The sequence below is a fragment of the Agrobacterium deltaense RV3 genome, assembly GCF_900013505.1.
Taxonomy (GTDB): Bacteria; Pseudomonadota; Alphaproteobacteria; order Rhizobiales; family Rhizobiaceae; genus Agrobacterium; species Agrobacterium leguminum.
This window is the reverse complement of sequence record NZ_LT009746.1, coordinates 23,848-47,607: the sequence shown is the minus strand read 5'-3', so window position 1 is coordinate 47,607 and position 23,760 is coordinate 23,848. Positions and strand designations below refer to the sequence as shown.

General features: G+C 60.3%; 22 protein-coding genes. 14 read left to right on the top strand and 8 right to left on the bottom strand.

Annotated features, from left to right (window positions below; translation table 11 throughout):
- Nucleotide 1: 1 nt before the first annotated feature.
- The gene (locus AGR7B_RS14645) at nucleotides 2–904 is read right to left on the bottom strand and encodes a hypothetical protein (RefSeq protein WP_080857150.1); all 903 of its coding nucleotides are present in this window, start codon (nucleotides 902–904) and stop codon (nucleotides 2–4) included.
- 191 nt (nucleotides 905–1,095) lie between these two features.
- Between AGR7B_RS14645 and AGR7B_RS14640 the strand changes: the two genes are divergently transcribed.
- The 6 genes from AGR7B_RS14640 (at nucleotide 1,096) to AGR7B_RS14615 (ending at nucleotide 7,450) form a co-directional block, all read left to right on the top strand.
- Nucleotides 1,096–2,076 (top strand): 3'-5' exonuclease, encoded by a 981-nt coding sequence (locus AGR7B_RS14640; protein ID WP_080857149.1) that lies wholly within the window; start codon nucleotides 1,096–1,098, stop codon nucleotides 2,074–2,076.
- A gap of 182 nt (nucleotides 2,077–2,258) precedes the next feature.
- Nucleotides 2,259–3,344 (top strand): ABC transporter ATP-binding protein, encoded by a 1,086-nt coding sequence (locus AGR7B_RS14635; protein ID WP_080857148.1) that lies wholly within the window; start codon nucleotides 2,259–2,261, stop codon nucleotides 3,342–3,344.
- Nucleotides 3,345–3,374: 30 nt separating this feature from the next.
- Nucleotides 3,375–4,664 carry an ABC transporter substrate-binding protein gene (locus AGR7B_RS14630; protein WP_004432888.1) on the top strand — a complete coding sequence of 430 codons (1,290 nt, stop codon included), beginning with the start codon at nucleotides 3,375–3,377 and terminating at the stop codon, nucleotides 4,662–4,664.
- A 236-nt stretch (nucleotides 4,665–4,900) separates the two neighbouring features.
- Entirely contained in the window at nucleotides 4,901–5,812 is a 912-nt protein-coding gene (locus tag AGR7B_RS14625) for an ABC transporter permease (protein ID WP_080857147.1), read from the top strand.
- A gap of 4 nt (nucleotides 5,813–5,816) precedes the next feature.
- Nucleotides 5,817–6,635 carry an ABC transporter permease gene (locus tag AGR7B_RS14620; protein WP_080857146.1) on the top strand — a complete coding sequence of 273 codons (819 nt, stop codon included), beginning with the start codon at nucleotides 5,817–5,819 and terminating at the stop codon, nucleotides 6,633–6,635.
- An 11-nt stretch (nucleotides 6,636–6,646) separates the two neighbouring features.
- Nucleotides 6,647–7,450 (top strand): aspartate/glutamate racemase family protein, encoded by an 804-nt coding sequence (locus tag AGR7B_RS14615; RefSeq protein ID WP_065656053.1) that lies wholly within the window; start codon nucleotides 6,647–6,649, stop codon nucleotides 7,448–7,450.
- Here the strand turns inward: AGR7B_RS14615 and AGR7B_RS14610 are convergent.
- The gene (locus AGR7B_RS14610) at nucleotides 7,342–8,235 is read right to left on the bottom strand and encodes a hypothetical protein (protein ID WP_080857145.1); all 894 of its coding nucleotides are present in this window, start codon (nucleotides 8,233–8,235) and stop codon (nucleotides 7,342–7,344) included. The two genes, AGR7B_RS14615 and AGR7B_RS14610, sit on opposite strands and share 109 nt — an antisense overlap.
- A 573-nt stretch (nucleotides 8,236–8,808) precedes the next feature.
- Between AGR7B_RS14610 and AGR7B_RS14605 the strand changes: the two genes are divergently transcribed.
- From AGR7B_RS14605 to chrA, 5 genes are all read left to right on the top strand, one after another.
- A complete protein-coding gene (locus AGR7B_RS14605) occupies nucleotides 8,809–9,711 on the top strand; it encodes a hypothetical protein (protein ID WP_080857144.1) in 903 nt (300 codons plus the stop codon).
- Between the two features lie 59 nt (nucleotides 9,712–9,770).
- Nucleotides 9,771–11,639 (top strand): tyrosyl-tRNA deacylase, encoded by a 1,869-nt coding sequence (locus AGR7B_RS14600; RefSeq protein WP_080857143.1) that lies wholly within the window; start codon nucleotides 9,771–9,773, stop codon nucleotides 11,637–11,639.
- A 221-nt stretch (nucleotides 11,640–11,860) separates the two neighbouring features.
- Entirely contained in the window at nucleotides 11,861–12,403 is a 543-nt protein-coding gene (locus AGR7B_RS14595) for a hypothetical protein (RefSeq protein ID WP_080857142.1), read from the top strand.
- A 137-nt stretch (nucleotides 12,404–12,540) separates the two neighbouring features.
- A complete protein-coding gene (locus tag AGR7B_RS14590) occupies nucleotides 12,541–13,023 on the top strand; it encodes a hypothetical protein (protein WP_080857141.1) in 483 nt (160 codons plus the stop codon).
- A gap of 186 nt (nucleotides 13,024–13,209) precedes the next feature.
- Nucleotides 13,210–14,418, top strand: a complete 1,209-nt coding sequence (gene chrA, locus AGR7B_RS14585) for a chromate efflux transporter (protein ID WP_080857140.1) — start codon at nucleotides 13,210–13,212, stop codon at nucleotides 14,416–14,418.
- A gap of 3 nt (nucleotides 14,419–14,421) precedes the next feature.
- Here the strand turns inward: chrA and AGR7B_RS14580 are convergent, their stop codons facing one another.
- Nucleotides 14,422–15,303: a LysR family transcriptional regulator gene (locus AGR7B_RS14580; RefSeq protein WP_080857139.1), complete on the bottom strand. Its 882-nt coding sequence runs from the start codon at nucleotides 15,301–15,303 to the stop codon at nucleotides 14,422–14,424.
- A gap of 133 nt (nucleotides 15,304–15,436) precedes the next feature.
- Here AGR7B_RS14580 and ampC point away from each other — a divergent pair, with 133 nt between their 5' ends.
- Together ampC and AGR7B_RS14570 are read left to right on the top strand one after the other, a co-directional pair.
- Entirely contained in the window at nucleotides 15,437–16,594 is a 1,158-nt protein-coding gene (ampC, locus tag AGR7B_RS14575) for a class C beta-lactamase (protein WP_080857138.1), read from the top strand.
- Between the two features lie 248 nt (nucleotides 16,595–16,842).
- On the top strand, nucleotides 16,843–18,165 hold the full coding sequence (locus tag AGR7B_RS14570; RefSeq protein ID WP_078053583.1) for a solute carrier family 23 protein: 1,323 nt from the start codon (nucleotides 16,843–16,845) through the stop codon (nucleotides 18,163–18,165).
- 114 nt (nucleotides 18,166–18,279) lie between these two features.
- Here AGR7B_RS14570 and AGR7B_RS14565 read toward each other — a convergent pair whose 3' ends face one another.
- On the bottom strand, nucleotides 18,280–19,176 hold the full coding sequence (locus AGR7B_RS14565) for an SDR family oxidoreductase (RefSeq protein ID WP_080857137.1): 897 nt from the start codon (nucleotides 19,174–19,176) through the stop codon (nucleotides 18,280–18,282).
- A gap of 107 nt (nucleotides 19,177–19,283) precedes the next feature.
- Here AGR7B_RS14565 and AGR7B_RS14560 point away from each other — a divergent pair, with 107 nt between their 5' ends.
- Nucleotides 19,284–20,102, top strand: a complete 819-nt coding sequence (locus tag AGR7B_RS14560) for a helix-turn-helix transcriptional regulator (RefSeq protein WP_080857136.1) — start codon at nucleotides 19,284–19,286, stop codon at nucleotides 20,100–20,102.
- A 73-nt stretch (nucleotides 20,103–20,175) separates the two neighbouring features.
- Here the strand turns inward: AGR7B_RS14560 and AGR7B_RS14555 are convergent, their stop codons facing one another.
- The 4 genes from AGR7B_RS14555 to AGR7B_RS14540 all read right to left on the bottom strand — a co-directional run bounded on the left by AGR7B_RS14555 (nucleotide 20,176) and on the right by AGR7B_RS14540 (nucleotide 23,721).
- Entirely contained in the window at nucleotides 20,176–21,288 is a 1,113-nt protein-coding gene (locus tag AGR7B_RS14555; RefSeq protein WP_080857135.1) for an FAD binding domain-containing protein, read from the bottom strand.
- 101 nt (nucleotides 21,289–21,389) lie between these two features.
- Entirely contained in the window at nucleotides 21,390–22,637 is a 1,248-nt protein-coding gene (locus AGR7B_RS14550) for an oxalate decarboxylase family bicupin (protein WP_078053579.1), read from the bottom strand.
- Nucleotide 22,638: 1 nt separating this feature from the next.
- The gene (locus AGR7B_RS14545) at nucleotides 22,639–23,106 is read right to left on the bottom strand and encodes a hypothetical protein (protein WP_080857134.1); all 468 of its coding nucleotides are present in this window, start codon (nucleotides 23,104–23,106) and stop codon (nucleotides 22,639–22,641) included.
- 240 nt (nucleotides 23,107–23,346) lie between these two features.
- Nucleotides 23,347–23,721 (bottom strand): response regulator transcription factor, encoded by a 375-nt coding sequence (locus AGR7B_RS14540; protein WP_065656039.1) that lies wholly within the window; start codon nucleotides 23,719–23,721, stop codon nucleotides 23,347–23,349.
- Nucleotides 23,722–23,760 lie beyond the last annotated feature (39 nt).

Genomic DNA, 23,760 nt, shown 5'->3' with positions numbered 1-23,760 from the left:
CTCAAAGCTCCATCTTGATCGTCAGCATATATTCGGTGCCCTTCGCCCGGTCACGCGTGCGGGAGACTTCAAGCGTGACCTTGTCCATCTTGTGCCCAAGGGTTTCCTTGATCGTTCCTCCCGGCGTATCTTCGCGCCGGAACGAGGTGTCGCCGTAACCGACGCCGATTTTGCGGGTAATGGCGTTTTCCGTGTAGGTTCTTCCGAACATGGCGGAAGCCTGGCCGCTGCGCACCGTCGTTTCGAAACCGCGGGATTCGAGGTCGCGATAGGCCGAGGCGGCAATCGAATTGTCCGAGCTGCTATAGCTGCCGCCGGCGCTTATTCTGGCGAGGCGATGGCCGTCATGTTCCAGGGAAAAATTGCCATCGGCCGAAGGTCCGAAACGACCGCCGTTCATGGCGTCCTTATAGGTGAAGCGGAAGCGGCCGCTGCGTGCGTCCACCTGATAATTATAGGAGGCGTCGCCGCTGCGGATCTGGATGCCCGGCGCCGGCTCGCTGCCGAGGATCGGCGATACCTTGTCCGCGAACTGGAACAGGGGTTTGGTGACCTCTTCGAATTCCGACGTCGACAATGCCAGCGGCTTGCCATCCGGGTCGAACTTCCCGACCGCCAGGCAAGGGCGCTGGTTGATGATGCTCTTCAGGGCAAAGACCGTGCAATTGTCGCTTGTCGTGCCGGCAATCGCGGCGTGCACGGAATTGCGCAGGGTGTAACTGCCGCAGCAGGAGAAGGCTTCATTGTCGGGGCTCGCATCGCGCGTATAGCCCGTAAAGACAATGCCGCTTGCCCCGTTGGTAAGGCCTGCATTGGCGAAATGCGGCCCGCTTTGCAGCGGAAACAGTTTTAGCCGGCTCTGGTCAGCGAGCGTTTTCGGGTTGGAAGGCGATGGAAGCGGCATTCTTCTTCTCTCCTGAAACACGGGAACGGTGCGCTTTTTTTACCATCGTAAATTGAAGCCGCAACCCTTAACTGTACCCCGTGAGATATGCCGTTTCTGTGGATGAGAGCGACCGCTGTTGTTACTGTGAGCCTGTGCGCATATGCTGGAATACTCAATCTTGATTTCCGGGCAAGGCGGACAGGCGCATAATGACCTCCCAGTTGGATTTTTTCGCACCCGCGGCAGCGCGGCTTCCGCAGGGTGAACGAGGGCGAAAAGCGGGTGGTCGCGAAACGGCCCAAAAGACCGGTACGGACGATGAGGCCCTTGCCGCATATCTTCAATCCACCGGCAATTATCGTGTCCTGCGCCGGCTGCAACCGCGCGCGGTCGTCGATCGGCCAAGGCCGGAATTTGCCCGTCAGGGTGTGATCCTCGATACGGAAACGACGGGTCTCGACCATCGCACCGATGAGATCATCGAAATCGGCGTCATCACCTTCACATTCGACGATAACGGCACAATCGGCGATGTCACCGGCATTTATGGCGGGTTGCGGCAGCCAGGTATCGCCATTCCCGAAGAAATCACCCGCCTGACCGGGATCACCGATGAGATGGTCGCGGGACAGTCGATAGACATGGACCGGCTGACCTCCCTCGTTGCCCATGCCGATCTGATCATCGCCCACAATGCCGGTTTCGACCGTCCCTTTTGCGAGGCCTTCTCGCCGATCTTCCGCGACAAGGCATGGGCCTGCTCCGTTTCGGAAATAGACTGGCGCACGCGTGGTTTCGAGGGCAACAAGCTCGGTTATCTGATCGGCCAATCCGGCTATTTCCATGATGGCCATCGCGCGGTGGACGATTGTTTCGCGCTGCTGGAAGTGCTGGAGCAGACGCGCCCCGGCCAGAGCAGCACGCCCTTTGCCGAACTTGATGAGGCGAGCCGGCGTTCAAGGGTGCGCCTCTACGCGGAAAACAGCCCGTTCGACATGAAGGATCATCTGAAAAAGCGCGGCTATCGCTGGTCGGACGGCTCCGATGGCCGGCCGAAATCCTGGTGGGTGGAGCTGCCGGAGGAAAAGCTCGAAGAGGAGCTGCATTTCCTGCGGACCGAAATCTACCGCTGGGACGCCGATCCGACGGTCAAATATCTCACCGCTTTCGACCGGTTCAGGGCCGGGTGAAGCGCGGGGCATTTTGGGCTTTCAGATTGCATACAATTTCTGCAATGAATCGAAAACAATCGCTGTAAAATTGGGCAGGTCCGCGCACGGGTCTCCGAAGCGCAAAAAAATATCATTTTACATCAATGGCTAAGCCGATTGGCACGCCTCCTGCATGACAAAGACGTCGCAGGAGAGTGTTTATGAGCAAAGCCGCAGCAATCGACATCGCGTCCGTATCCAAGATTTACGGCAACACCACCGCCGTGCATGCGATAAGCCTCAAGATTCCCGCCGGGAGCTATTGCTGCCTGCTTGGCCCGTCGGGCTGCGGCAAGACCTCGACGTTGCGGATGATTGCCGGCCACGAAAGCATCTCCAGCGGCGATGTCCGGCTCGGCAATACAGTCGTCACCGATCTGCCGCCCGCCCGGCGCGGCACGGCGATGATGTTCCAGTCCTATGCGCTGTTTCCGCATCTCGATCTCGTCGACAATGTCGCTTTCAGCCTCAAGATGAAGGGCGTGGACAAGGAGACCCGCCGGGCGAAGGCGCTCGAAATGCTGCGGCTGATGCAGCTGGAACCCTATGCCAGCCGCCGGCCGGCCCAGCTTTCCGGCGGGCAGCAGCAGCGCGTGGCGCTGGCGCGTGCGCTGATTACCGATCCCGAGGCGTTGCTGCTGGACGAGCCGCTTTCGGCGCTCGATCCGTTTCTCAAGATCCGCATGCGCGCCGAGCTGAAGAAGCTTCAGACCTCGCTCGGCATCACCTTCGTCCACGTCACCCACAGCCAGGAAGAGGCCATGGCGCTGGCCGATATCATCGTTGTCATGAATGACGGCCGCATCGAACAGGCCGCCACCCCGCGCGAGGTGTTCGAGCGTCCCGCCACCGCCTTCGTTGCCCGCTTCATGGGCGACCACAATGTCATTTCCGGGCGTTACCGGGAAAAAACGGATGATTTCGTCACGCTCGAAGTGGCAGGCGGCGGCACATTTATCGCCAGTGGCGTGGCCCCGGATGACGGCGCGGTCGATATTGCCGTGCGCACCGACCGCGTGCGCGTCGGCGAGGCGGATCAGCCGGGCCTCGGTTTCACCGGCATCGTCTCGAATGTCGAATATCGCGGCGCAAGCGTGAAGATCGCCGTCGCCGGCGCGGGTATCGAGGATTTCAACGTCATCCTCAGCGATGCCGCCTTCTTCGAAAATCCGGTCAGGACCGGCGACGCCATACCGCTTTCATGGAATGCGGCCGATGCCATCGTGCTCGGCCGGGTAGAGAAGTGACCCCAAAAATAACCAGAGGAGAACTTTGAAATGACCGATACCACCAACAGCAAAAAGGGCCTGTCCCGCCGCGGCCTCCTGAAGGCGGGCGCTGCCGCCACGGGTGCGGCGATCGGCTCCGGCCTCATCACCGGCTTCCCGACCATCTGGGCGCAGAACCCGATCACCATCCGCCAGTTCGGCACCGGCGTGTCGAACCTCAACGCCATTGCCGAAAAGTGCAAGGCCGATCTCGGCATCACGCTCGAAATGACGGCAACGGATTCGGATGCTGCCGCCCAGCGCGCCGTCACCCAGCCGAATTCCTACGATATCGCCGATATCGAATACTGGATCCTGAAGAAGGTCTATCCGGCCGGCGTTATCCAGCCGATGGAAATCAAGAAGCTGAAATATTACGACAAGATCGTGCCGCTGTTCAAGAACGGCAAGCTGAAGCCGGACAGCGTCGTGGCGCAGGGCACGGCCCCGCACACCGTCGGTTTCGTCGAAAAGCCCGGCGACAAGAAGTTCGCCAAGGGCGAGACCGATTATTTCACCATGGTTCCGACCATCTACAATGCCGATACGCTCGGCATTCGCCCCGATCTCGTCGGCCGCGATATCTCCAGCTGGGCCGATATCATGGACCCGAAGTTCAAGGGCAAGACCTCCATTCTCAACATCCCCTCCATCGGCATCATGGATGCGGCGATGATCATGGAAGCCATGGGCAACATCAAATATGCCGACAAGGGCAACATGACCAAGGAGGAGATCGACAAGACCATCGACTTCCTCATCAAGGCCAAGAAGGACGGCCAGTTCCGCGCCTTCTGGAAGAGCTTCGACGAAAGCGTCAACCTCATGGCCTCGGGCGAAGTCATCATCCAGTCCATGTGGTCGCCCGCCGTCGCGGCGGTCCGTTCCAAGGGCATCGCCTGCAAATACCAGCCGCTGAAGGAAGGTTATCGGTCCTGGGGCGGCGGTCTCGGGCTTGCCAAGCACCTCTCGGGCGCGAAACTCGATGCGGCCTATGAATATATCAACTGGTACACCTCGGGCTGGGTCGGCGCTTACCTCAACCGTCAGGGTTATTATTCCGCCGCCATGGAAACGGCCAAGGAACACATGAGCGCCGACGAGTGGGGTTACTGGGTCGAAGGCAAGCCGGCGCAGGGTGATATCATCGCGCCCGACGGCAAGGTCATGGAAAAGGCCGGCGCCGTGCGCGATGGCGGCTCCTTCGAGGAACGCATGGGCAAGGTCGCGTGCTGGAACTCCGTCATGGACGAGGACCGGTACATGGTCCGCCGCTGGAACGAATTCATCGCGGCTTAGTACCCGAAACGGTTAAGATCGGTGGCGTTGGCTGCCGGTCTTGACGGCAACAGAGCCTCTAAACTCTCCGTCATCCTCGGGCTTGTCCCGAGGATCTAACGACCCACCACATCAAACGTGGTTGGGTCCTCGGGACAAGCCCGAGGATGACGTCGCGTTTGAAGAGAGCTTTGCCTGACACAGTGCCTGGTGCGAAAGCTGCCGGTACTTCTGCAAATCCAGCGAAAGGCACACCCATGGTGACGGTCAGACTCATCGGCGTCAGCGATAAAAAGGACAGGCCGCCCCGCAGCTTCGCGCTGCCGCAAAAGTTCGTGTCCTATGTTCAGGCCGCTCCGCTTTTGCTGATCCTCGGCTTTTTCCTGGCTCTGCCGATCCTCATGATCGCCGTCGTCAGCTTCTGGGATTACGATTTCGCCCAGATGTATCCGGATTTCGTGACGTTCAACTATCTGGAAACGCTCGGCTCGTGGGTCACCTGGCAGACCTATCTCAACACCCTGAAATATGCTGTCATGGTCTGGGCGATCACGCTGTTCTGTGGTTTCTGGCTCGCCTATTTTCTTGCCTTCCACATCCGCACCACCACCATGCAGATGGTGCTGTTTCTCGTCTGCACCGTGCCCTTCCTGACGTCGAACATCATCCGCATGATTTCCTGGATTCCGGTGCTTGGGCGAAACGGCCTCGTCAACAGCGCCCTGGTCGGTACCGGCATCATTCCCGAACCGATCGAATGGCTGCTTTATTCGGATTTCGCCGTGGTGCTGGCCATGGTGCATCTTTATACGCTGTTCATGGTCACGCCGATCTTCAACACGCTGATGCGTATCGATAAATCGCTGATCGAGGCTGCGCGTGACGCCGGCGCGACGGGCTGGCAGACGCTCACCAACGTCATCATTCCGCTTGCCAAGCCCGGCATGGCCATCGGCAGCATCTTCGTCGTCACGCTGGTCATGGCCGATTTCTCCACCGTTCAGGTGATGTCCGGCGGTCAGAGCGCCTCGGTGGCGCTGATGATGAAGAACCAGATGTCGCTGCTGCAATATCCGGCCGCCGCTGCGAACGCCGTCATCCTGCTCATCCTCGTTCTTCTGATGGTCGCGGGCATCCTGCGCATCGTCGATATCCGCAAGGAGCTTTGATCCCATGCATCAGGAAAAACGCGGCCGCGAATTCTATGTCCTCGCCTTCTTTTTCGCCCTCTTCGTGCTGTTCCTCTACGGTCCGCTGTCGGCCATCCTCATCCTCGCCTTTCAGGGGCCGAATGGCGGGCTGACTTTCCCGCTGAACGGCGTTTCGCTGCACTGGTTCGGTAATCTCTTCGAACAGCAGGCCGTCGGCGATTTCGGCGGCTCCTTCCGCCGTTCCCTCGGTCTCGGGCTGATGGTCATGGCTGTTACCGTGCTGGTCTCGCTGCTGGCGGGCCTTGCCTTCCGGCGCAAATTCATCGGGGCGACGCCGTTGTTCTATCTGTCGGTCGCAAGCCTCGTGGTGCCGTCGATCATCATTTCGCTCGGCATCGGCGTTCTGTTCCAGCAGCTCGGGCTGGAGCCGTCATGGTATACATCGGCCTTCGGCGCGCATCTCACCTGGACGCTGCCTTTCGGCGTGCTCATCATGCTGGCCGTCTTCAACCGCTTTTCGCCGTCCTATGAGGAAGCGGCCCGCGATCTCGGTGCATCCTCCTGGCAGACCTTCGCCCATGTGGTGCTGCCGATGATCGCGCCGAGCCTGATCGGCGTCGGCCTCTTCGGCTTCACGCTTTCTTATGACGAGTTCGCCCGCACATTGATGACGTCAGGCACCTACAACACGCTGCCGCTGGAAATCTACGGCATGACCACCAATGTCACGACGCCGGTGCTTTATGCGCTCGGTGCTGTTACAACCCTGTTTTCCTTCCTGGTGATCGCGGCCACGCTCGGCCTGATCGTCACGCTCAATCGCCGCCATTCACGCGGATAAAGAAACGTAAAATGCGCATTCTCGTCATCAATCCCAACACAACGCAATCCATGACCGCGACCATCGCCGACGCCGCGACGCGGATAGCCGGCCGCGATACGGACATAATGGCCGTTACCTCGTCCATGGGCCCCGTCTCCATCGAAGGTTATTACGACGAGGTTTTCGCCGTGCCCGGCCTGCTGCTGGAGCTGGCAAAGGCGCCGGCGCTTGGAGCCGACGCGGCGATCATCGCCTGTTTTGATGATACCGGGCTCGATGCCGCCCGGGCTCTCGCCGATATTCCCGTTATCGGCATCTGCGAGGCGGCGGTCTCCGCCACCGCCTTCATCGCGCAGAAATTCACCATCGTCACGACGATGGAACGCTCGCGGCTGCCGCTGGAACATCTCGTCCATCGTTATGGCATGTCCGCCCGCTGCAATGTGCGCGCCGCCGATATTCCGGTGCTGTCGCTGGAAGATCCCGCCTCGAACGCTCGTGAAAGGCTGCGCGCGGAAATCTCGCTGGCCCTGAAAGAGGACAGGGCGGAGGCGATCGTGCTCGGCTGCGCCGGCATGGCGGACCTTGCCGCCGAACTGCGCGATGAGTTCGGCGTGCCGGTTGTCGATGGCGTCGCGGCGGCCGTCAAGCAGGCGGAATCGCTGGTGTCCATGGGGTTGTCCACCGCCAAGCGTGGTGCCTATGCCACGCCGCTCGCCAAGCCCTATCGCGGATTGCTGGAGCCATTCCGGCCGGACAGGCTCTCCGGGGCATCGGCAGACGGCGGAGACGTTCTCACCGCTTCCGCCCATAATACGACGAAGGCGAGCTGATAGGCCAGATCGCGCCGGACGTTCTGCAATGCCAGATCGCTCAGAACTATTCTGGGTCCGTTTCTTTGCAAGATGTTCAAACGCTCGGCCCTGGCGAGTATGGCCGTTACATGAGCGCGGCTGACCCCATAGGCGCGCGCCGTCGCCTTGCGGGAGAACACGCAACCCGTCGCATCGCACGCGTCCGTCTGCGCAGCGGACAGCAGGTCCAACAGGATCAGGAAACCCGGCGCATGCCCAAGGAACATCCGCATTTCCTCTGAGAGACAAGGCAAATCCTGCGCGTGCCGCAGAAACCAGCTCACACCGTCGATCAGCGCGCCCGTTCCGATGGCTTCCTCCGCAGGCGTCTCCGTCGCCGGGAGGGTTTGCCATGGCGAGGCCGCGACGCAATAGGTGCTGGCAAGCGTCTCGATTGCCGAAATAATCCAGCCATTTAGCGACCATGGCCGCTCACGGTTGTCGCCGCCGGGTGGGTGACGCTGCGCGGTATTTTCCAGTTCCAGCCAGTCGATCAAGGCGCGTGTCCTGCGGCTGGATGCCCAGCCGGGTGGAACGACGACGGCCTGAACCGCCGCCAGCGTAAATTGCCCGCCATGGACCGATGCGATGCCCACGGCGCACATGACGGTGGCGAATGCGCCGAAGTCTCCGAGTGCACGGACGAGGCGCTGCTCCTGTTTGAAGGCGTTCGATAGGTGGGTGCAAAGATAGGCGACGGCATCACCAAAGGCATCGTCGTTCAGGATTCGGTTCGCAAGTAGGTCCAGCCTCTCTCGAAGCATGTCCGGCCGAGGCCGGGCGAAGTCCCTCCTCGGGTGCGTCTTTGAAGCTGGGGCGCCTGCTTTTCCGGATACCTTTCTCCCGTGGTTTTTTGCGCATCGCTACTTTATGGCGAATTCGAAAACGTGAGTTCTGTTCGCTGACAACGGCCGTGCAGGGCAGTCGTGACAGCCGGAAGGTTCCCCTCCGTAAGATGCGTGCATTTTGTTGCACTCCCCCGAGGCCCCGTTGAGCGGTATTAAAAAATACTCTCATAAATTGAATGTTAAGGGGCGCGTAAAAATGTGTTCCCTTTTGAAACGGTTTGCGGGAGTAACGCTGACAATAGCGTTATATGCTGTTTTTATTGCATAATTTAATGAAGCGTCGGATGTGGAATCTTTCGTCCATTTTCCCGGAATGCAATCTTTGATGGTTGCTTTTTAGGTCTTGACGACGTTGCAGACGATGCGTCCGAAAGCGCCTGATATCCGAATGTTACTGCCATGTCTCCGGCACGGTCGGCAGCGATGCCGGGCGGCGCATGGAGCCCGTCATGCCTTTTATTCATCCCCAATTCTCCATAGGAGGTTAAAATGATGCAACTTAAACACGTTGTTTTTGCCGGCCTTGCGGCCTTCGCAATGCAATTCGATATCCCGTCCATGGGCCAGCCGGCCATTGCGAACGCGGCCACCCTCACCGCCGAGCAGACGGCGGCTTTCAAGTCGAAACTGGAACAGGCGGAAGCGAGCCGCGAGTTGCTCGGCCGCCGATCCGTGTGCCTGATGGACCATCTGACGGCGCAACAGCAGCTCAGCGCCGACCGCGAGAAGGCGCTGGGGGAGGCCATGTACCTGCAGATCGAGCTGGAGCGGCAGGTGGTGCAGTCCGAAACCAGCGTGAAGGGCTATGAGGAGCTGGTTCAGTCCGAAAACGAGAACGTTAAGGCGCGCCAGGCCACCTTCGAAAAAGCCCGGAAGGAAAGGGACGAGCAGGCCAAGCGAGTAAAAATATGCAGCGGCGTCCTCTTCTTCCTGCCGGGAATTTGCCAGGCCGGTGACGCCGCGGTGAAGGCGCTGGGCTGGATGAATGATGCGGAGCGGGAATACCGGACCGCGCAGCCACGGCTGGACAATGCCCGGGCGGCTCTTGAAGGCGTTCGCAACCAGCTCGAAAACAATCGCCGCCAGCTTGCGGCGGCACAGCAGAGCCACGCGGAAAACCAGAAGGCGGTGAAAACTCTGGAGGAGCAGATCACCAAGCTCAAAGCGGCGATCTCCACCATCAACGTCAAGGTTCAGGACTTCAACATTCAGGTCGGCAACTTCACCAGCGCTCTGAAGGAAGCGAGCGAGGTCAATCCTGACGACGCGAAAATACGTCAGGTTACGCGGCTGTCCGCCGAGATCGACGGCCTGACCAAAGACGTGCCGCAGTTCATTTCCTCCACCGAGGCCGGACTGCCGGACGACGCGAAGAAGCAGTGCGGATCGTGAACGATCACCCCCCCCAAAAAAATGACTCTCCGTAACCACCCATCAACAGGAGCATGAAAATGAACAATGTCGTGACTTTCGAAAGCCGGACCGCCCAGATCAACAGCGCAATCGACGCCGGCGTCGACGCTATCGTTTCGCAACCGAATTTCAGCCTTCCCAAGTCGGATACGGCGCTTGTCCGGTCTTATGTCGATAAGATCCAGGGGACCTATGATGTCGAGCGCGCCAAGCGCGACACCGACAATGCGATCGATCTGCTTTACATCGCCTATAACACCACGCCGCAGGAAAACGGCGATATTCGCGTCCGCATCAGCGCAATCATGAACAGGCTGATCACGTCGCAGCAGAAAAGCGAAATAGTCATGAAGAACGCGATGGAGGCGGCCACCCGCATCGGCCTGTCCATCGGCGATCTTTTCCCGGACTGGCTCGATGTCAGGGAAGAAAACGATCAGGCCGAAATCAAGGCATTTGTCTCCAACGATCTGATAAAGCTCGCAACGAATATCCGGGATAGGGCTCTCAGCGTTCGAGACGAGCTTCTTGCCCTTGCTGCGACCTATGACGCCATCATCAGGGACACGGCGCAAACCACGGATATGAGCGAAACGGCCTTGAGCAAACGCCTCGCCGATAAAGCGGTGATGGAACGGGAAATCCGCGAGGCGGACGCACGGCGGGAACAGCTTGAATCGCTTGTCAACGATCTCAAGGAACAGGTTGCGGCATTCGAAAAGAAGGCCCGGGAATATGAGCAGCGGGCCAATACGGCCGAGCAGCGTGCTTTTGTCATGTCGATCGTCCGCGTCGGCGCGCAGATGATTTCAAGCGCAATTCCCGCCATCGCCATGGTGGCGGGCGGTCCTGCCTCCATGCTGGCCTCGTCGGTCGGCGGCGCGCTTTCGGGACAGTCCAAGGGCGGGCAGGATGCAGACGGGCAGGGGCAGGGCGGCGGCTCCCGCACCCCGTCAGGCGGCGGAAGCAAGGCCGATGCGGCCGCCAAGCAGAGCGAGCTTTCCGAAAAGAAAGCCGAGCTTCGCAAGAGCGAGGAAAAACGCGACGCTCTGAAGGGGGATGTCAAGTCGCTCGAGGACGCCAAGGCGAAGCTTGCGCAGGACGCGGAGAGCGCGGACCCCAAATCGAGCAAGGCCATCGAGCTTGCCGAACTCGACAAACGTCTGGCTGCGCGTGCCGCGGAACTCAAGGCGCAGGAAGAAAAGATCGCCGCTCAGCAAACGGTTATTTCCAGCCTGCAGGCTTCGCTCGATGCTTTGGACAAGGGGCTGGGCAAGCTCTCCGAAGAGCAGCAGCAACAGGCCGCCAGCCTGCGCGAAATCCAGATGCAGATGATCGACAAGGCGGAGGCCTATGAGAAGGAACGCCGTACCCAGGCGGCCGAGCTCATCAGGATCAATGCCCTGCTGAAGGGAAAGCAGGCCGAGGATGACAAGATCAAGCTTGCGGTGCAATCGCTCAACGTCAGCATTTCCGCGCTGAAACGCATGAAGGAAATCGTTGAAGAAATCGCCTTCTTCTTCAAGGGCTTTGCCGATTTCATGCAGGCGGTTGCAGATGATGCCCAGCGTCAGATCACCGGCATCGAAAATGTCGCCGGGCAGGAGACGCTGCGAAAGAACCGCTTCGCGCAGCTCATCCGCTCCGTCGACGAGTTCTTCGTCAGGCAAACCGCCCAGTGGCACGCGGTGGTGATCGTCTCCGACCGCTTCAACCGCAGCTTTGCCGAAGGATGGTCGAAGCTCAACAAGTTGCAGGGCGGATATATCGACAGTGCCAATCTGCCGGCCTATCTGGCGGGTGTCGCGGAGAAGCTCTCGGCCATCGTCGCCGAACGCGAGGCTGCCGCGGACGCAAAAATCGCGTCGTTGCAGGCCTATCGTCAGGACCTCAGCAAAACTGCCTGATCCCTTAAGAGCCTGCCGCTCCTGTCCCGGCCCGACAGGAAGCGTCTCCATGATCCCGGCCGAACACGTCCCCTCGGGAATGGGATCATGGGCAATGTCCTGCCGGCGCAGATGCCGGCAGGACGGCCAACACCACCCAGACCTCAACACCCGGCAGATGTAATCAACGACGGGCACCCGGCTCTGACCCGTACCCCGTCATTTTCAACAAGGAGAAGACCATGCCAACAGTCAACAACCCTCCCGCCCTGGTGCCCCAGCTAACCCCCGCCTGGTGCTTTGCCGCCGTCGAACAGATGGTGCGGGCCTATTATGGACTTCCCGCGGCGACGCAATACGTCATTGCAAGGCGCAACACCGCAGCACTCGCCACCGTCGATCCCGCGGTTCGCGAGCGCTGGGAACTGGCGGAGGTTCTGGATCAAACCGGCGGCATCAATGAACAGGCCGGCGCCAACCAGAACAGCAATATCGTCCAGCTGGTTTCCGGCCAGTGGAACGCCTTCGATCACGAAACGACCGGCGGCCACTTCGTCAATGGCCTGACGGCCGATATCGTCAGGCACGAGATCGATAACAACCGCGTCTTCGTGATCGGCACGGAGTACCACTATTACCTCGTCTATGGCTACACCGTGAATGGCAAGGATCTGGAACTTCATATCCTCGATCCATGGCCAGCCGGGCGGGGCGGTGCCAGAACGCGGCTCGGCCTGCAGGCGTTTTTGGCCATGCCGGCCCGCGTCGCCATCACCTTCGGCTAAGCCGCTAGGCCGAACTCCGGCCGCATTTCCATCGATTGCCGGATTTATCCGGCGCCCAATCAACCACAGATCCCACCATGCTATCCCTGCACGCCAACGTCCGGGAACAGGTGGTCCATGTCCAAAAGGAGATACACATGCCACTTCTTGGCAATTTCGTCGTCAAGCATATCCGGCCCTTCGGTGAAGCAGGCTATAATGCTTTCGGCAATGATCAAACCATCGAGTTCCTCTCAAGTCTCGGGCTCAGCGGCGGGGATATCGCCAGTATCTTCGCCGCCTGGCGTCTTGCGGCCCTGGCCGATCCCATGGGGCAGAGCAGCCTTCTCGTTGCCGCCGCGAATGGGCTGGCGCAGGCGCGGTGGGAATATCTCTATGAGACCCAGATGAGCACTGTCCTGTTCCTCGACGATGTCCAGCTTGAATCCCTCAGCCACCTCGCGCCGGGCGCCAACCAAAACTTCTCATGGCGATCCCCAACCCCCATCGCCGCCGCGGTGACGATCCACAACGGCAGCAACCGGCATCACATCATCTGGGATGCGACGGGCTTTTCCGGCGGCACCGATGAAAATGGCTGGATTTCGCACTTCACCGCATTGTTGCCCACCGAGCGATAGGCCCTTCGCCGGATAATCGCCAAACGACGCCGGAACGTTATCGCAACGTTCCGGCGTCAACGCCGTCAGTCCCTTCATATGCCTGTCATAATGGTATCTGATACCGAAACCGTCTTGAGGCTGATATGTGTTGATGACTAGCCGTTGCACGCAGGGAGTTCTTTGGTGAAATCGTCAACGCGAAGCATGGAGGCCGAAGTGCAGGGCCAGAGACACGGCACGCCCGGCGAGGTCTTCGCGGCCTTCCTGAAGCTCGGCGTCACCTCCTTCGGCGGCCCCATTGCCCATCTCGGTTATTTTCGCGATGAGCTGGTCGTGCGGCGCAAATGGATCGACGAGGCCGGTTATGCCGATCTTGTGGCGCTCTGCCAGTTTCTTCCCGGCCCGGCCTCCAGCCAGGTGGGGTTTGCGCTCGGGCTGCTGCGGGCAGGCCCGCTCGGTGCGCTGGCGGCCTGGACGGCTTTTACCCTGCCATCCGCCATTCTCCTCTTTTTCTTCGCCATGGTCGCCGCCTCCATCGAAGGGCCAGTCGGCACCGGCCTCCTGCATGGGCTGAAAATCGTCGCGGTCGCCGTCGTGGCGCAGGCGGTCTGGGGCATGGCAAAAAGCCTTGCGCCGGATCGTGAGCGGGCCAGCATCGCGCTTGCCGGCATCGTCTGCGTCGTGTTTGTCGCCGGCGCCTTCGGGCAGATCCTGGCGCTTGCCGTCGGCGCGCTCGCCGGGCTTGCCTTCTGTCGCGCCGATGCCGCGCGGCAGGCCACCCATCTCGCCTTCCGGGTGCCAAAAAGTGCGGGATACATTGCGCTCGCCACCTTTGCCCTGCTTCTTGGCCTCCTGCCGCTGCTTGCGGCGGTCGCGGCGTCACAGGGCCTCTCCTTGTTCGATGCCTTTTATCGCGCCGGCGCGTTGGTTTTCGGTGGCGGGCACGTGGTGCTCCCGCTGCTGCAATCGGAAGTCGTCGCCACGGGCTGGGTTACGGAAGATGCCTTCATCGCCGGATATGGCGCAACCCAGGCCGTGCCCGGCCCGCTCTTCACCTTCGCCGCCTATCTCGGTGCGGTGGCAGGGCCACAGCCCAACGGCGTTGAAGGTGCGGCTATCGCCCTTGTCGCGATCTTCCTGCCCGGCATGTTGCTGCTCATCGGCGCGCTGCCCTTCTGGGAAGGGTTCCGCAAGCACCTTCTGGCGCAGGCTGCCATGCGCGGCGCAAATGCCGCTGTCGTCGGCATTCTGGGCGCAGCGCTTTATGATCCGGTCTGGACAAGCGCCATCTTCACCCCGAAGGATTTCACCCTGGCGCTCACTGGCTTCATCCTGTTGACGATCTGGAAAACCCCGCCATGGGCCGTGGTGGTCCTCTGCGCGGCCGGCGGCGTTCTGCTCGCCCTGGCATAGGCCTTATCCCGCAGCGCCTATGCTATTGAACATCCAGTCGGAAAAGGCCTGCATGGCGGGTGTCGGCGGTTTCGATTGCAGCCGGGTCAGCCAATAGCTTCCGAGCGAAATGGTAACCGGAAAAGGCTGGATGATCGCGCCGGAGGCGAGATGCCGCGAAAACATCGATGGCGGCGCCAGCGCCACGCCCAGCCCCTGCAGGGCGGCCTCCATCATGCCCAGAGACGTATCGAAAACAATGCCGGCATTCACCTGCGCGGTGGGCGTCACGCCGGCCGCCGCAAACCAGTTGCTCCATTCATCGGCCCTGTAGCTGCGCAGCAGCGTCGATTCCATCAGATCAGCGGGCGTTTTCAGCGTCTCTGCCAGTTTCGGCGTGCAGAGCGGGGAGAGAGGCGCCTCGAATAACCGAAAGGCATCCGTGCCATGCCAGGAACCCTGGCCGAAACGAATGGCGAAATCCAGCCCTTCAGCCGCCATATCCACCCGGTTATTATTGGTGGAAACCCTGACATCGATGAAGGGATGCTGCTTCTGAAACGCCTTCAGCCGGGGCAGCAGCCAGCCCACGGCAAAGGTTCCCACAACACCCAGAAACAGCAGTTCGCGCACCTGACCGGCCTCGATCCGGTCGAGCGTCGTCGCCATCTGGTCGAAGGAACTCGTCACCGTCGGCAGCAGGGCCTCGCCTTCGGCGGTAATCTTCAGGCCGCGCGGAAGCCGCTGAAAAAGCGAAACGCCAAGCCGCTTTTCCAGTCCTTTCACCTGCTGGCTCACAGCCGCCTGCGTCACACATAATTCGATGGCCGCGCGGGTGAAGCTCAGGTGCCGCGCCGATGCCTCAAAAGCCCGTAAGCCGTTCAGTGGAAGAAATTGCCGAACCATTCGAGACCTAGATTTTCTTGTGTCTTCTCCGAGATATCATGATTTGTTCGTGCAATGTAGGCCGGTTAAACGTCTTTCGCTGGGAACGGCCCACGGGCTGAAAATCCACCCTAGGTTTTGGAGAACGCGAAAGATGAAACTTAATCGCAGACATATCGCACTGGCCACTTTGCTTTCGACGGGCCTGTTCACGCAGGCGCTCGCCGCCGATGATGCGAAGCTGAAAGCGATAACGGATGCCGCGATCAAACCGGTCATGGAGAAAAACGGCATTCCGGGCCTTGCCGTTGGTATCAGTGTCGACGGCGAAAGCCACATCTTCACCTATGGCGTCATGTCCAAAAGCTCGGGCCAGCCGGTGACGGCGCAGACGCTTTTCGAACTCGGCTCCATCTCCAAGACTTTCACGGTCACCCTCAGCACCTATGCCGAAATGAATGGCCAGCTTTCGCTCTCGAGCAAGGTGGAAAATCATCTTCCCTCCATGAAGGGCAAGCCCTTTGGTGATGTCACGCTGATGCAACTCGGCACCCACACCGCCGGCGGCTTTCCGTTGCAGGTGCCGGATAACGTCAAGTCGGAGCAGCAGTTGCTGGCCTATCTCAAGGCCTGGAAACCCTCATACAAGCCCGGAACACACAGAACTTATGCCAATCCCAGCATTGGAATGCTCGGATACATCACCGCAAAGGCCATGGGCCAAAGCTTCGATGACGCCATGAAAGATACGCTCTTTCCCGCTCTGGGCTTGAAGAACACCTTTACCGTGGTTCCTGAGGCAAAGATGGCCGATTACGCGCAGGGCTACAAGCGAACGGGCGAGCCCGCCCGCGTGACACCGGCCGTTCTCTCTTCGGAAGCCTACGGCGTCAAATCGACAGCGGAAGATATGATCCGTTTCGTCAATGCGAATATGGGACTGGAAAAGCTGGACGGAAAAATCCAGCAGGCGCTCACCAACACCCATACGGGATATTTCAGCGTCGGCGCCATGACGCAGGACATGGTATGGGAGCAATATGCCCATCCCGCGCCGCTGAAGACATTGCGAGAGCTGAATTCCGGTGCCCTGCTCAAGACTGTTCCGGTTTCCGAAATCTCACCGCCCATGAAGCCGCGCCAGGATGTCTTCATCAACAAGACCGGCTCCACCAATGGTTTTGGCGCTTATGTGGCGTTCATACCAAAGCAGAAATTGGGAATCGTCATTCTGGCCAATAAAAACTACCCCAATGAGGAGCGGGTTTCGGCGGCCTATGAGATTCTGACGGCGCTTGAAAAAGCGCGCTAATACCGTCGATCTGGTATCTTTTTACCGGCGCGGGAGCTGATTGTTCCGCGCCGGAATGCGTAACAGTGGGAAACGGTCCGTTGCCGATGACAGGTGCAGCCGATCGCGCTAACGGAGAAAAGATGCATCGGCTGCCGATTCGATCTCCGGAGGCGGGCGCAAATCATAAAAAGCAAATCTTTTGCACGGCGACGAACTGAAACCGGAAAACCCGGGAAGCGCGTGCCGGCTGTTTCCTGGGGGGCGACATGAGTGATACCGGTGGTTATTTTCCGCGCTGGCGACTGAAAACCGAAGGGCGCATCCTGCCCGATGAGCGTCTGCCTGCGGGGCAGACCGCGGTGCTCGGTCTTCAGCATGTCGTGGCGATGTTCGGGTCGACGGTTCTTGCACCATTGATCATGGGGTTTGATCCGAATGTCTCTATCCTGTTTTCGGGCATCTCGACACTGATCTTCTTCATCGCCGTTGGCGGACGTGTCCCGAGCTATCTTGGCTCTTCCTTTGCGTTCATCGGACCGGTGCTCGTGGCAACGGGTGCGGCCGCGGGCGCGGCGAGTCCTGATATCGCGCTGGCGCTCGGCGGCATCATCGCCGCAGGTGTGCTTTATGCCCTGATCGGCGTCATCGTCATGATCGCCGGCCATGACTGGATCGAAAAGCTGATGCCGCCGGTTCTGACCGGCGCGATCGTTGCGGCAATCGGTCTCGTTCTCGCACCCATTGCGATTGCAAGCGCTTCCGGCTCCGGCCCGGGCAATCCCGACGGCGACCAGCTGTCGCGCTGGATTGCGATCCTGACTGTCACATCGGTCGGCGCGATTGCTGTCTATGCGCCCGGCATGGCGCGCCGCTTGCCCATTCTTCTCGGCGGCGCGATTGCCTATATCGCTTATCTCGTGGTGGCGAACGGCCTCGGTCTCGGCAAACCGGTCGATTTTGCAGGCGTTGCGGCCGCATCGTGGTTCGGTCTGCCGACATTCACCGCGCCGGTATTTTCCGGCTCCGCGATTGCGCTGATTGCTCCGGTCGTCGTCATTCTCGTGGCGGAAAATCTCGGGCATATCAAGGCGATAGGCGCGATGACCGGGCAGAACCTCGATCGTTATCTCGGTCGCGCCTTTATCGGTGACGGCATTGCGACGATGTTCTCAGGCGCCTTCGGTGGAACCGGCATGACGACCTATGCCGAAAATATGGGTGTCATGGCGATAACCCGCATTTTTTCGACGCTCGTCTTCGTCGTAGCTGCCCTGGTGGCCATCATTCTCGGCTTTTCGCCGAAATTCGGTGCGCTCATTCAGACCATCCCCGGACCGGTCATCGGCGGCCTTTCCGTCGTGGTCTTCGGCCTCATCGCGGCGACAGCTGGGCGGATCTGGGTTGAAAACAGGGTCGATTTTTCCGAGCCGCGCAACCTCATCACCGTGGGTATCGCGCTGGTGCTGGGCGCCGGCAACTTCAAGCTCAATGTCGCGGGCTTCACGCTCGATGGCATCGGCACGGCAACAATCGGAGCGATTGCCTTTTACCACCTGCTGGGCCTTGGCAGACGGGCGTCGGGCAAGTGATGCCTGCCACCTGAACATCCACCATGTTCGGAAGCAGCATCGGTTTCCCCGGTGCTGCCATCTTCGCCGCATCTGATCCTGACGACAGGCGTGAGGCGGACGCCTGCCTGCCGGTTATTTGATCGTCGCGTAGTCCATGGCTCTGAGATCGTCGAGCAGGCCCGGTCCAGTGGGTATCCAGCCGAGTTTCTCCCGGGTGAGCGCGCTGGAGGCCGTAAGATCCATGGCGGCGAACAGGGCAAACCAGCCGAAATGGCCGGCGGCGTCCTCTTTGCCTATGGAAACGAGCGGCAGCCCCAGCCTCTCGGCAACTATCCCGGCAATATCGTGCACCATAACGCCTTCTTCCGCCACGGCATTATAGCGAGCACCCCGCTCGGCCCGAAGGAGCGCCATCACGTAGAGCTTCGCCACATCGTGCACGTGCCCGGCTGACCAACGATTGCCGCCATCCTCGACATAAGCGACGATGCCTTTTTCGCGCGACATCTCGATATAGGGTGAGATGAGGCCCTGTTTTACCGTGTCATGCACCTGCGGGAGCCGGATGACGCCGAGATTGACGCCCGCCTGCAATTGCTCCTGGCCCGCGAGTTCCGAGGCGATGCGCGGATTGAAATGATGCGTATCGAACACATCCTCCCGGGCGGGTTCGCCATTGCCGGGATCACCCATGCCGACCCCTGAGGTGATGAGCATCGGCCTGTCGGAACCAGCCAATACGGCACCGAGCGCCGCGATCACCCGGCGGTCCTTTTCGCAATTGGCGGCGAAATTCGCGAAATCATGGTCGAAAGCCGTATGGATGACGGCATCGGCAGTCTCTGCACCCCCGGCGAGTCTGGCCGCATCTTCCAGCGTTGCGATGTGGGCGGAAGCTCCGGCGGCCTGCAGCGCTTTTGCGCCGGCCTCCGAGCGGGTGAGGCCGACTACCTCATGGCCGTCGATGAGCAGTTCACGAAGAATCCGGGAGCCGATGAACCCGGTGGCACCTGTCAGAAAAACACGCATACAAAATCTCCCGCGTTGACGGGGAGGGTGATCTCATGAAGAATTGTCCTGTTAAAGTAGTGACTTTATCATGGTATAATTCTCAACAGGCTGCGACGAGGAATGCAATGACGGAGAATGCACTCAGCACCTTCCTGCGCGATCGCCGCCTGCGGCTTGATCCTGCAACGTTTGGTTTTCCCATCGGCCGCCGCCGCACACCGGGTCTGCGGCGCGAGGAGGTCGCCCAGCGTGCCAACATAAGTCCCACCTGGTATACGTGGCTGGAGCAGGGTCGCGGCGGTTCGCCCTCGGCGGATGTGCTGGATCGTATCGCCAAAGGACTGATGCTGACCGATCCTGAGCGCGACCACCTGCATATATTGGCCTTCGGACATCTGCCCGAGCAGCGTTATCGTCAGCCCGAGACGATAACGCCCCGTCTTCAGGGCGTGCTTGACGCGTTGCCCTTCAGCCCCGCGATCATCAGAACAGCGACATGGGACGTCCTGGCATGGAACCGGGCCGCCGCCGTCATCCTCGCGGATTACAGCAAACTGGCGAGGGAGAACCGCAACATTCTGCGTCTGATTTTCGCCGATGAACGGGTGCGCACTGCCCAGGAGGACTGGCGCAATGTCGCCCGCTACGTGGTCGGCGCGTTCCGGGCAGATGCCGCGCGCGCTGGCGCTGGCGCAGGCATCCAGCAACTTGTCGATGAGCTCTCGGCCGCCAGCTCCGAATTCAAGGCCATGTGGGATGACAACGAGGTCACAAGCATGCACGAGGGCCTCAAGCGCCTACACCATCCGGTTCTGGGAACAATCGAACTGGAGTTTTCATGCTTTGCGGTGGAGGGACGCTCGGATCTCAACATGATGGTCTATAATCCCGCCAACCCTGAAATGAGCGAGCGATTTCGCTCGCTGATCGCAAAATCCGGATGACCCCCTACGCTTAGCCGTAGGCACAAGCTCCCGGACGACAATGACGCCGGGCGGACCTGATTTTGACCCGTCGTCAGATCGCGGTCTCGGCAAGCCTCCGGCCATAGGCGGCAATTGACTTGCCCACCGGCAGGCGGGTTTTCTGATATCGTGAAAGGGCTGCAGGCAGGTCGTCCGTCTGTCGCAGGGCGTCGCGTAGTGCCATTGCGTCGCCCGCGGCCTTGGAAACGCCCATTGCGGTGTGAGGGCGAACCACAAAGGCGGAATCCCCGACCAGCGCCATATGTGGCGACACCATCTGTTCAGCCTCATAGTCAAAAATGCCCTGGATCGATGGGGTTTCCTCGGCTTCCACCGCAAGAGCCAGTTGCGGCGGCAGAAGGGAAAACGCGTCCCTGCGCAGTTGCTCGCGGCGCTGTTCGGCCAGCTCACCTCGGGGGAGCGAATGCTCGAAATGCCTGCCGTCGCGGCCGGCGAAGGTGCGGGGCAGCTCGTCAGCCGGTGTGGGGCGATACCATACCCAGTTGTAACGGCGCTGTCCCTGTTGTGTCTCACCCTTTGGGCCCGGCACGAGGTAACCCAAAACATGAATGCCGGGTGCGATATAAAAAGCGAAGCGGTCGAGCAGCAGGGATGCATCGGCCGGCAATTTGGTTTCCCGGATCAGTCCGCGCCAGGCGACGTAACCCGCAAAGGCGTTTTCTGAATGGCGATTAACCGCCTTGCGGATGACCGAACCCAGGCCATCCGCGCCGATCACCAGATCGGCGCGGTCTTCCGTGCCGTCGGTGAAGGATAGTGTCACTCCATCAGGGCCTTCCCGAACCGCGTTGATATGGTGTCGGAGACGATAGGTATCGGCAAGGAGGCGGGAGGATACGCGCTCGAAGAGATAGTCCCATGATATTTGCATCTGCGGCGTCTTCTGGCGCTGGGCGACGTGGCCGCCGGCGTCGAGGTAGATGCGCTCCTTCGCAACCACACCGACATGGGAGACGTCTTCGCAGCCGATCTGGCCCAGAACCTCGAATAATTCCTGCTGCGGCACCAATCCTGCACCACGCCCTGCGAGGCCGGATGCAGAGCGTTCGTAGACTTTCACATCGTGCCCGTCCTGCTGAAGCAATATCGCCGTGAAGAGACCGGCAAGCGAGCCGCCGGCGATCCGGATCGTCAATGGTTTCATGGCTGTTCCTGACTGTTGATACTGGTTTTGCGTTGCGTCCTGTCTTGGAAGACCTGCGGATCGGGTATGCCGAAACGCCGGTCAAAGTGTGGGCAGGATGTTCAGCCCGGCATGATCGCCGGCTGGTTTGCGGGAAACTTCGCCACATCCTCGATGCTGACGTTGAGGTGCTGGGCCACGAGCGCCGGCGGGGTGTGGGTCAGCCAGGACGACAGGCTGACCTCCTGGTATTCGGCGGTCTTGAAGACCGCGACGAATTGCAGGTCGGTCTTGCCGGTATTTTCGATGATGTGGCCCTGGCTCCTCTTCACGTAGCCAATGTCGCCAGCACGGAAATCCGCGGTCTGGCTGCGTGGACCCGCGTCGAACACGGTCATCCGGCCTTCACCCTTGATCCAGTATTGCCATTCGTCCGCGTTGGGGTGCCAGTGCATTTCGCGCACCCCGCCGGGCTTGATCGTTTCGATGGCGGCGGCGATGGTTTTGGACACCGTAAAGGCGCTGCTGTCGGCGAGGCGAATGACGCCGGCAGCGTTTTCCTTCAGTGGCTTTGATGCCGCGAGCTTATAGGTGAACGGAAACGGGGGAAGCCCCGCGCCGGCAACGGCTTCCTGATCCCGGGAGAGCGGTCCCGGCTCCTTGCCCTGGAATATCCAGAGGTTCTGCAGTGGAATGTTCCGGAACACGTCCGGCGCGATGCCGAAATTCTTGGCCAGCAGTTCGGGAGAGGTGTGCGCCAACCAGTCGGTGAGAAGCAGGGTGCCATATTCGGACTGGTCGCCTTCGTCGAACACGATGACGAATTCGCAACCGTCGGGACCAAGTCCCTGCAGCGAATGGGGGTAACCGGCCGGAAAATACCAGAGATCACCGGCCTCCACATCCTGCACATAAGCGCGGCCCTGCGTATCGAGCACGGTGATGCGGCAATGGCCATTGGTCATGATCGCCCATTCTGCGGCGCGGTGCCAGTGCATCTCGCGAATGCCGCCCGGTCCGAGCCGCATGTTGACGCCGGACACGGCATCCGAAATCGCGAAGTCCGACTTGGTCACCTGACGTGCCCAGCCGCCATTCTGGATACGTTTGGCGGCGTTGTTGAACGAACCCCAGAAAAGCTGCATGTCGCCGACATCGGTCGCCGGTGGGCTCTGGAAAGACGGAAACTGGTTGTTGATCGCAGGGTTCTTCGGGCCGGGATCGCTGAGGCCGGCGGCATTGGCATTAATTGCTCCCTCGGCGGGCTGATCGGGATTGCCGAAAGATGCTGCTCCGGCCGCGCTGGCGGCAAGGGCGGTGCCGCCGACGGCGCCGATTGCGAGGACTGCGCGTCTGGTCAACGTTTCCATTTCAGAACTCCTTGTTCATAGCGAGTTGTGACGAGGTGTCGATTGTGTGGGTCTGTGATGCGAGTTGGAGCAAGGCGATGCGGTCGATCAGCTCGGCATTGAAGAGGCGGTGTTGGAGCTGACAGAAGGCTTTTGGATCCAGCGTGTCGTGCCGGTCCGTTTTTCGGGCGGCGCGCATGGCGACGCAGGATGTGTCGTCGGTGGCCGCTACAGTCTCTTTGCCTTCGGTTGCATCGTCGGCGGTCGCGACAGGCGCGGAATGTCCGTAAGGCCTGTCGATCGTCTGCGGTGTGAGGATGCGGAAGGCGCTGGCTGATGCGACGTCTTCGGAGGCCGCGAGCGCCGGCTCGCTATCCCTGATCAGGAGTACATTTCCTCCGAACAAGGCGACCGCACCCAGAACCAACATTGCTGCGACTTTGAGGTGACGCCGTCTTTGCGCGTCGGCATTCTTGCTGATGGAGGTCATGCCCTGCTCCTGAAATGGGTGGTGGTGTCGTCGGGAGCGTCCGGAAGGGAGGCGCTTGACTGGAGCAAAGGTTACGGCGGAGAGGCGGGGCCGGCATCTATACAGAGGTCTAGTTCGTATAGCGGAACGTCTTGGCGGCGAAACAATCCAGGAAATGGCGCTCGCCCAACGACAACGCATGCCCGGACGCAGGCGTCGGAGCATGAAATAGCGATGGATTTCACTCGGGAAAGATTGTCGTCAGGATTGCGCGTTGAGCACGGATTGCAGGCATCCGATCAGACTGACGATATTGACTGGCTTGCCGAGAAAGGCCAATGCGCCGCCGTTCAAAGCCGCGTTCCGGGTGCGCTCATCCTGATAGGAGGTGACGAAGATCATGGGTGGATGGTCGCCGCGCCGGTTCAGCTCGCTCTGCAACTCGATGCCGGAAAGACCGGGCATTTTCACGTCCACGACGATGCAGTCGATGCCCGCCTGCTGCTTCGATTCCAGGAATTCTTCGGCAGAAGCAAACAGGCGGCATTCGTAACCAAAGGATATGATCAGATCATCCATGGCTTCGCGAATGGCGGGATCGTCGTCGACGACAGCAATGACGGGAACGGGGGGCAATGAAAGCGACCTTTTCTGTTTTTCTTTCTTCTTCTATGC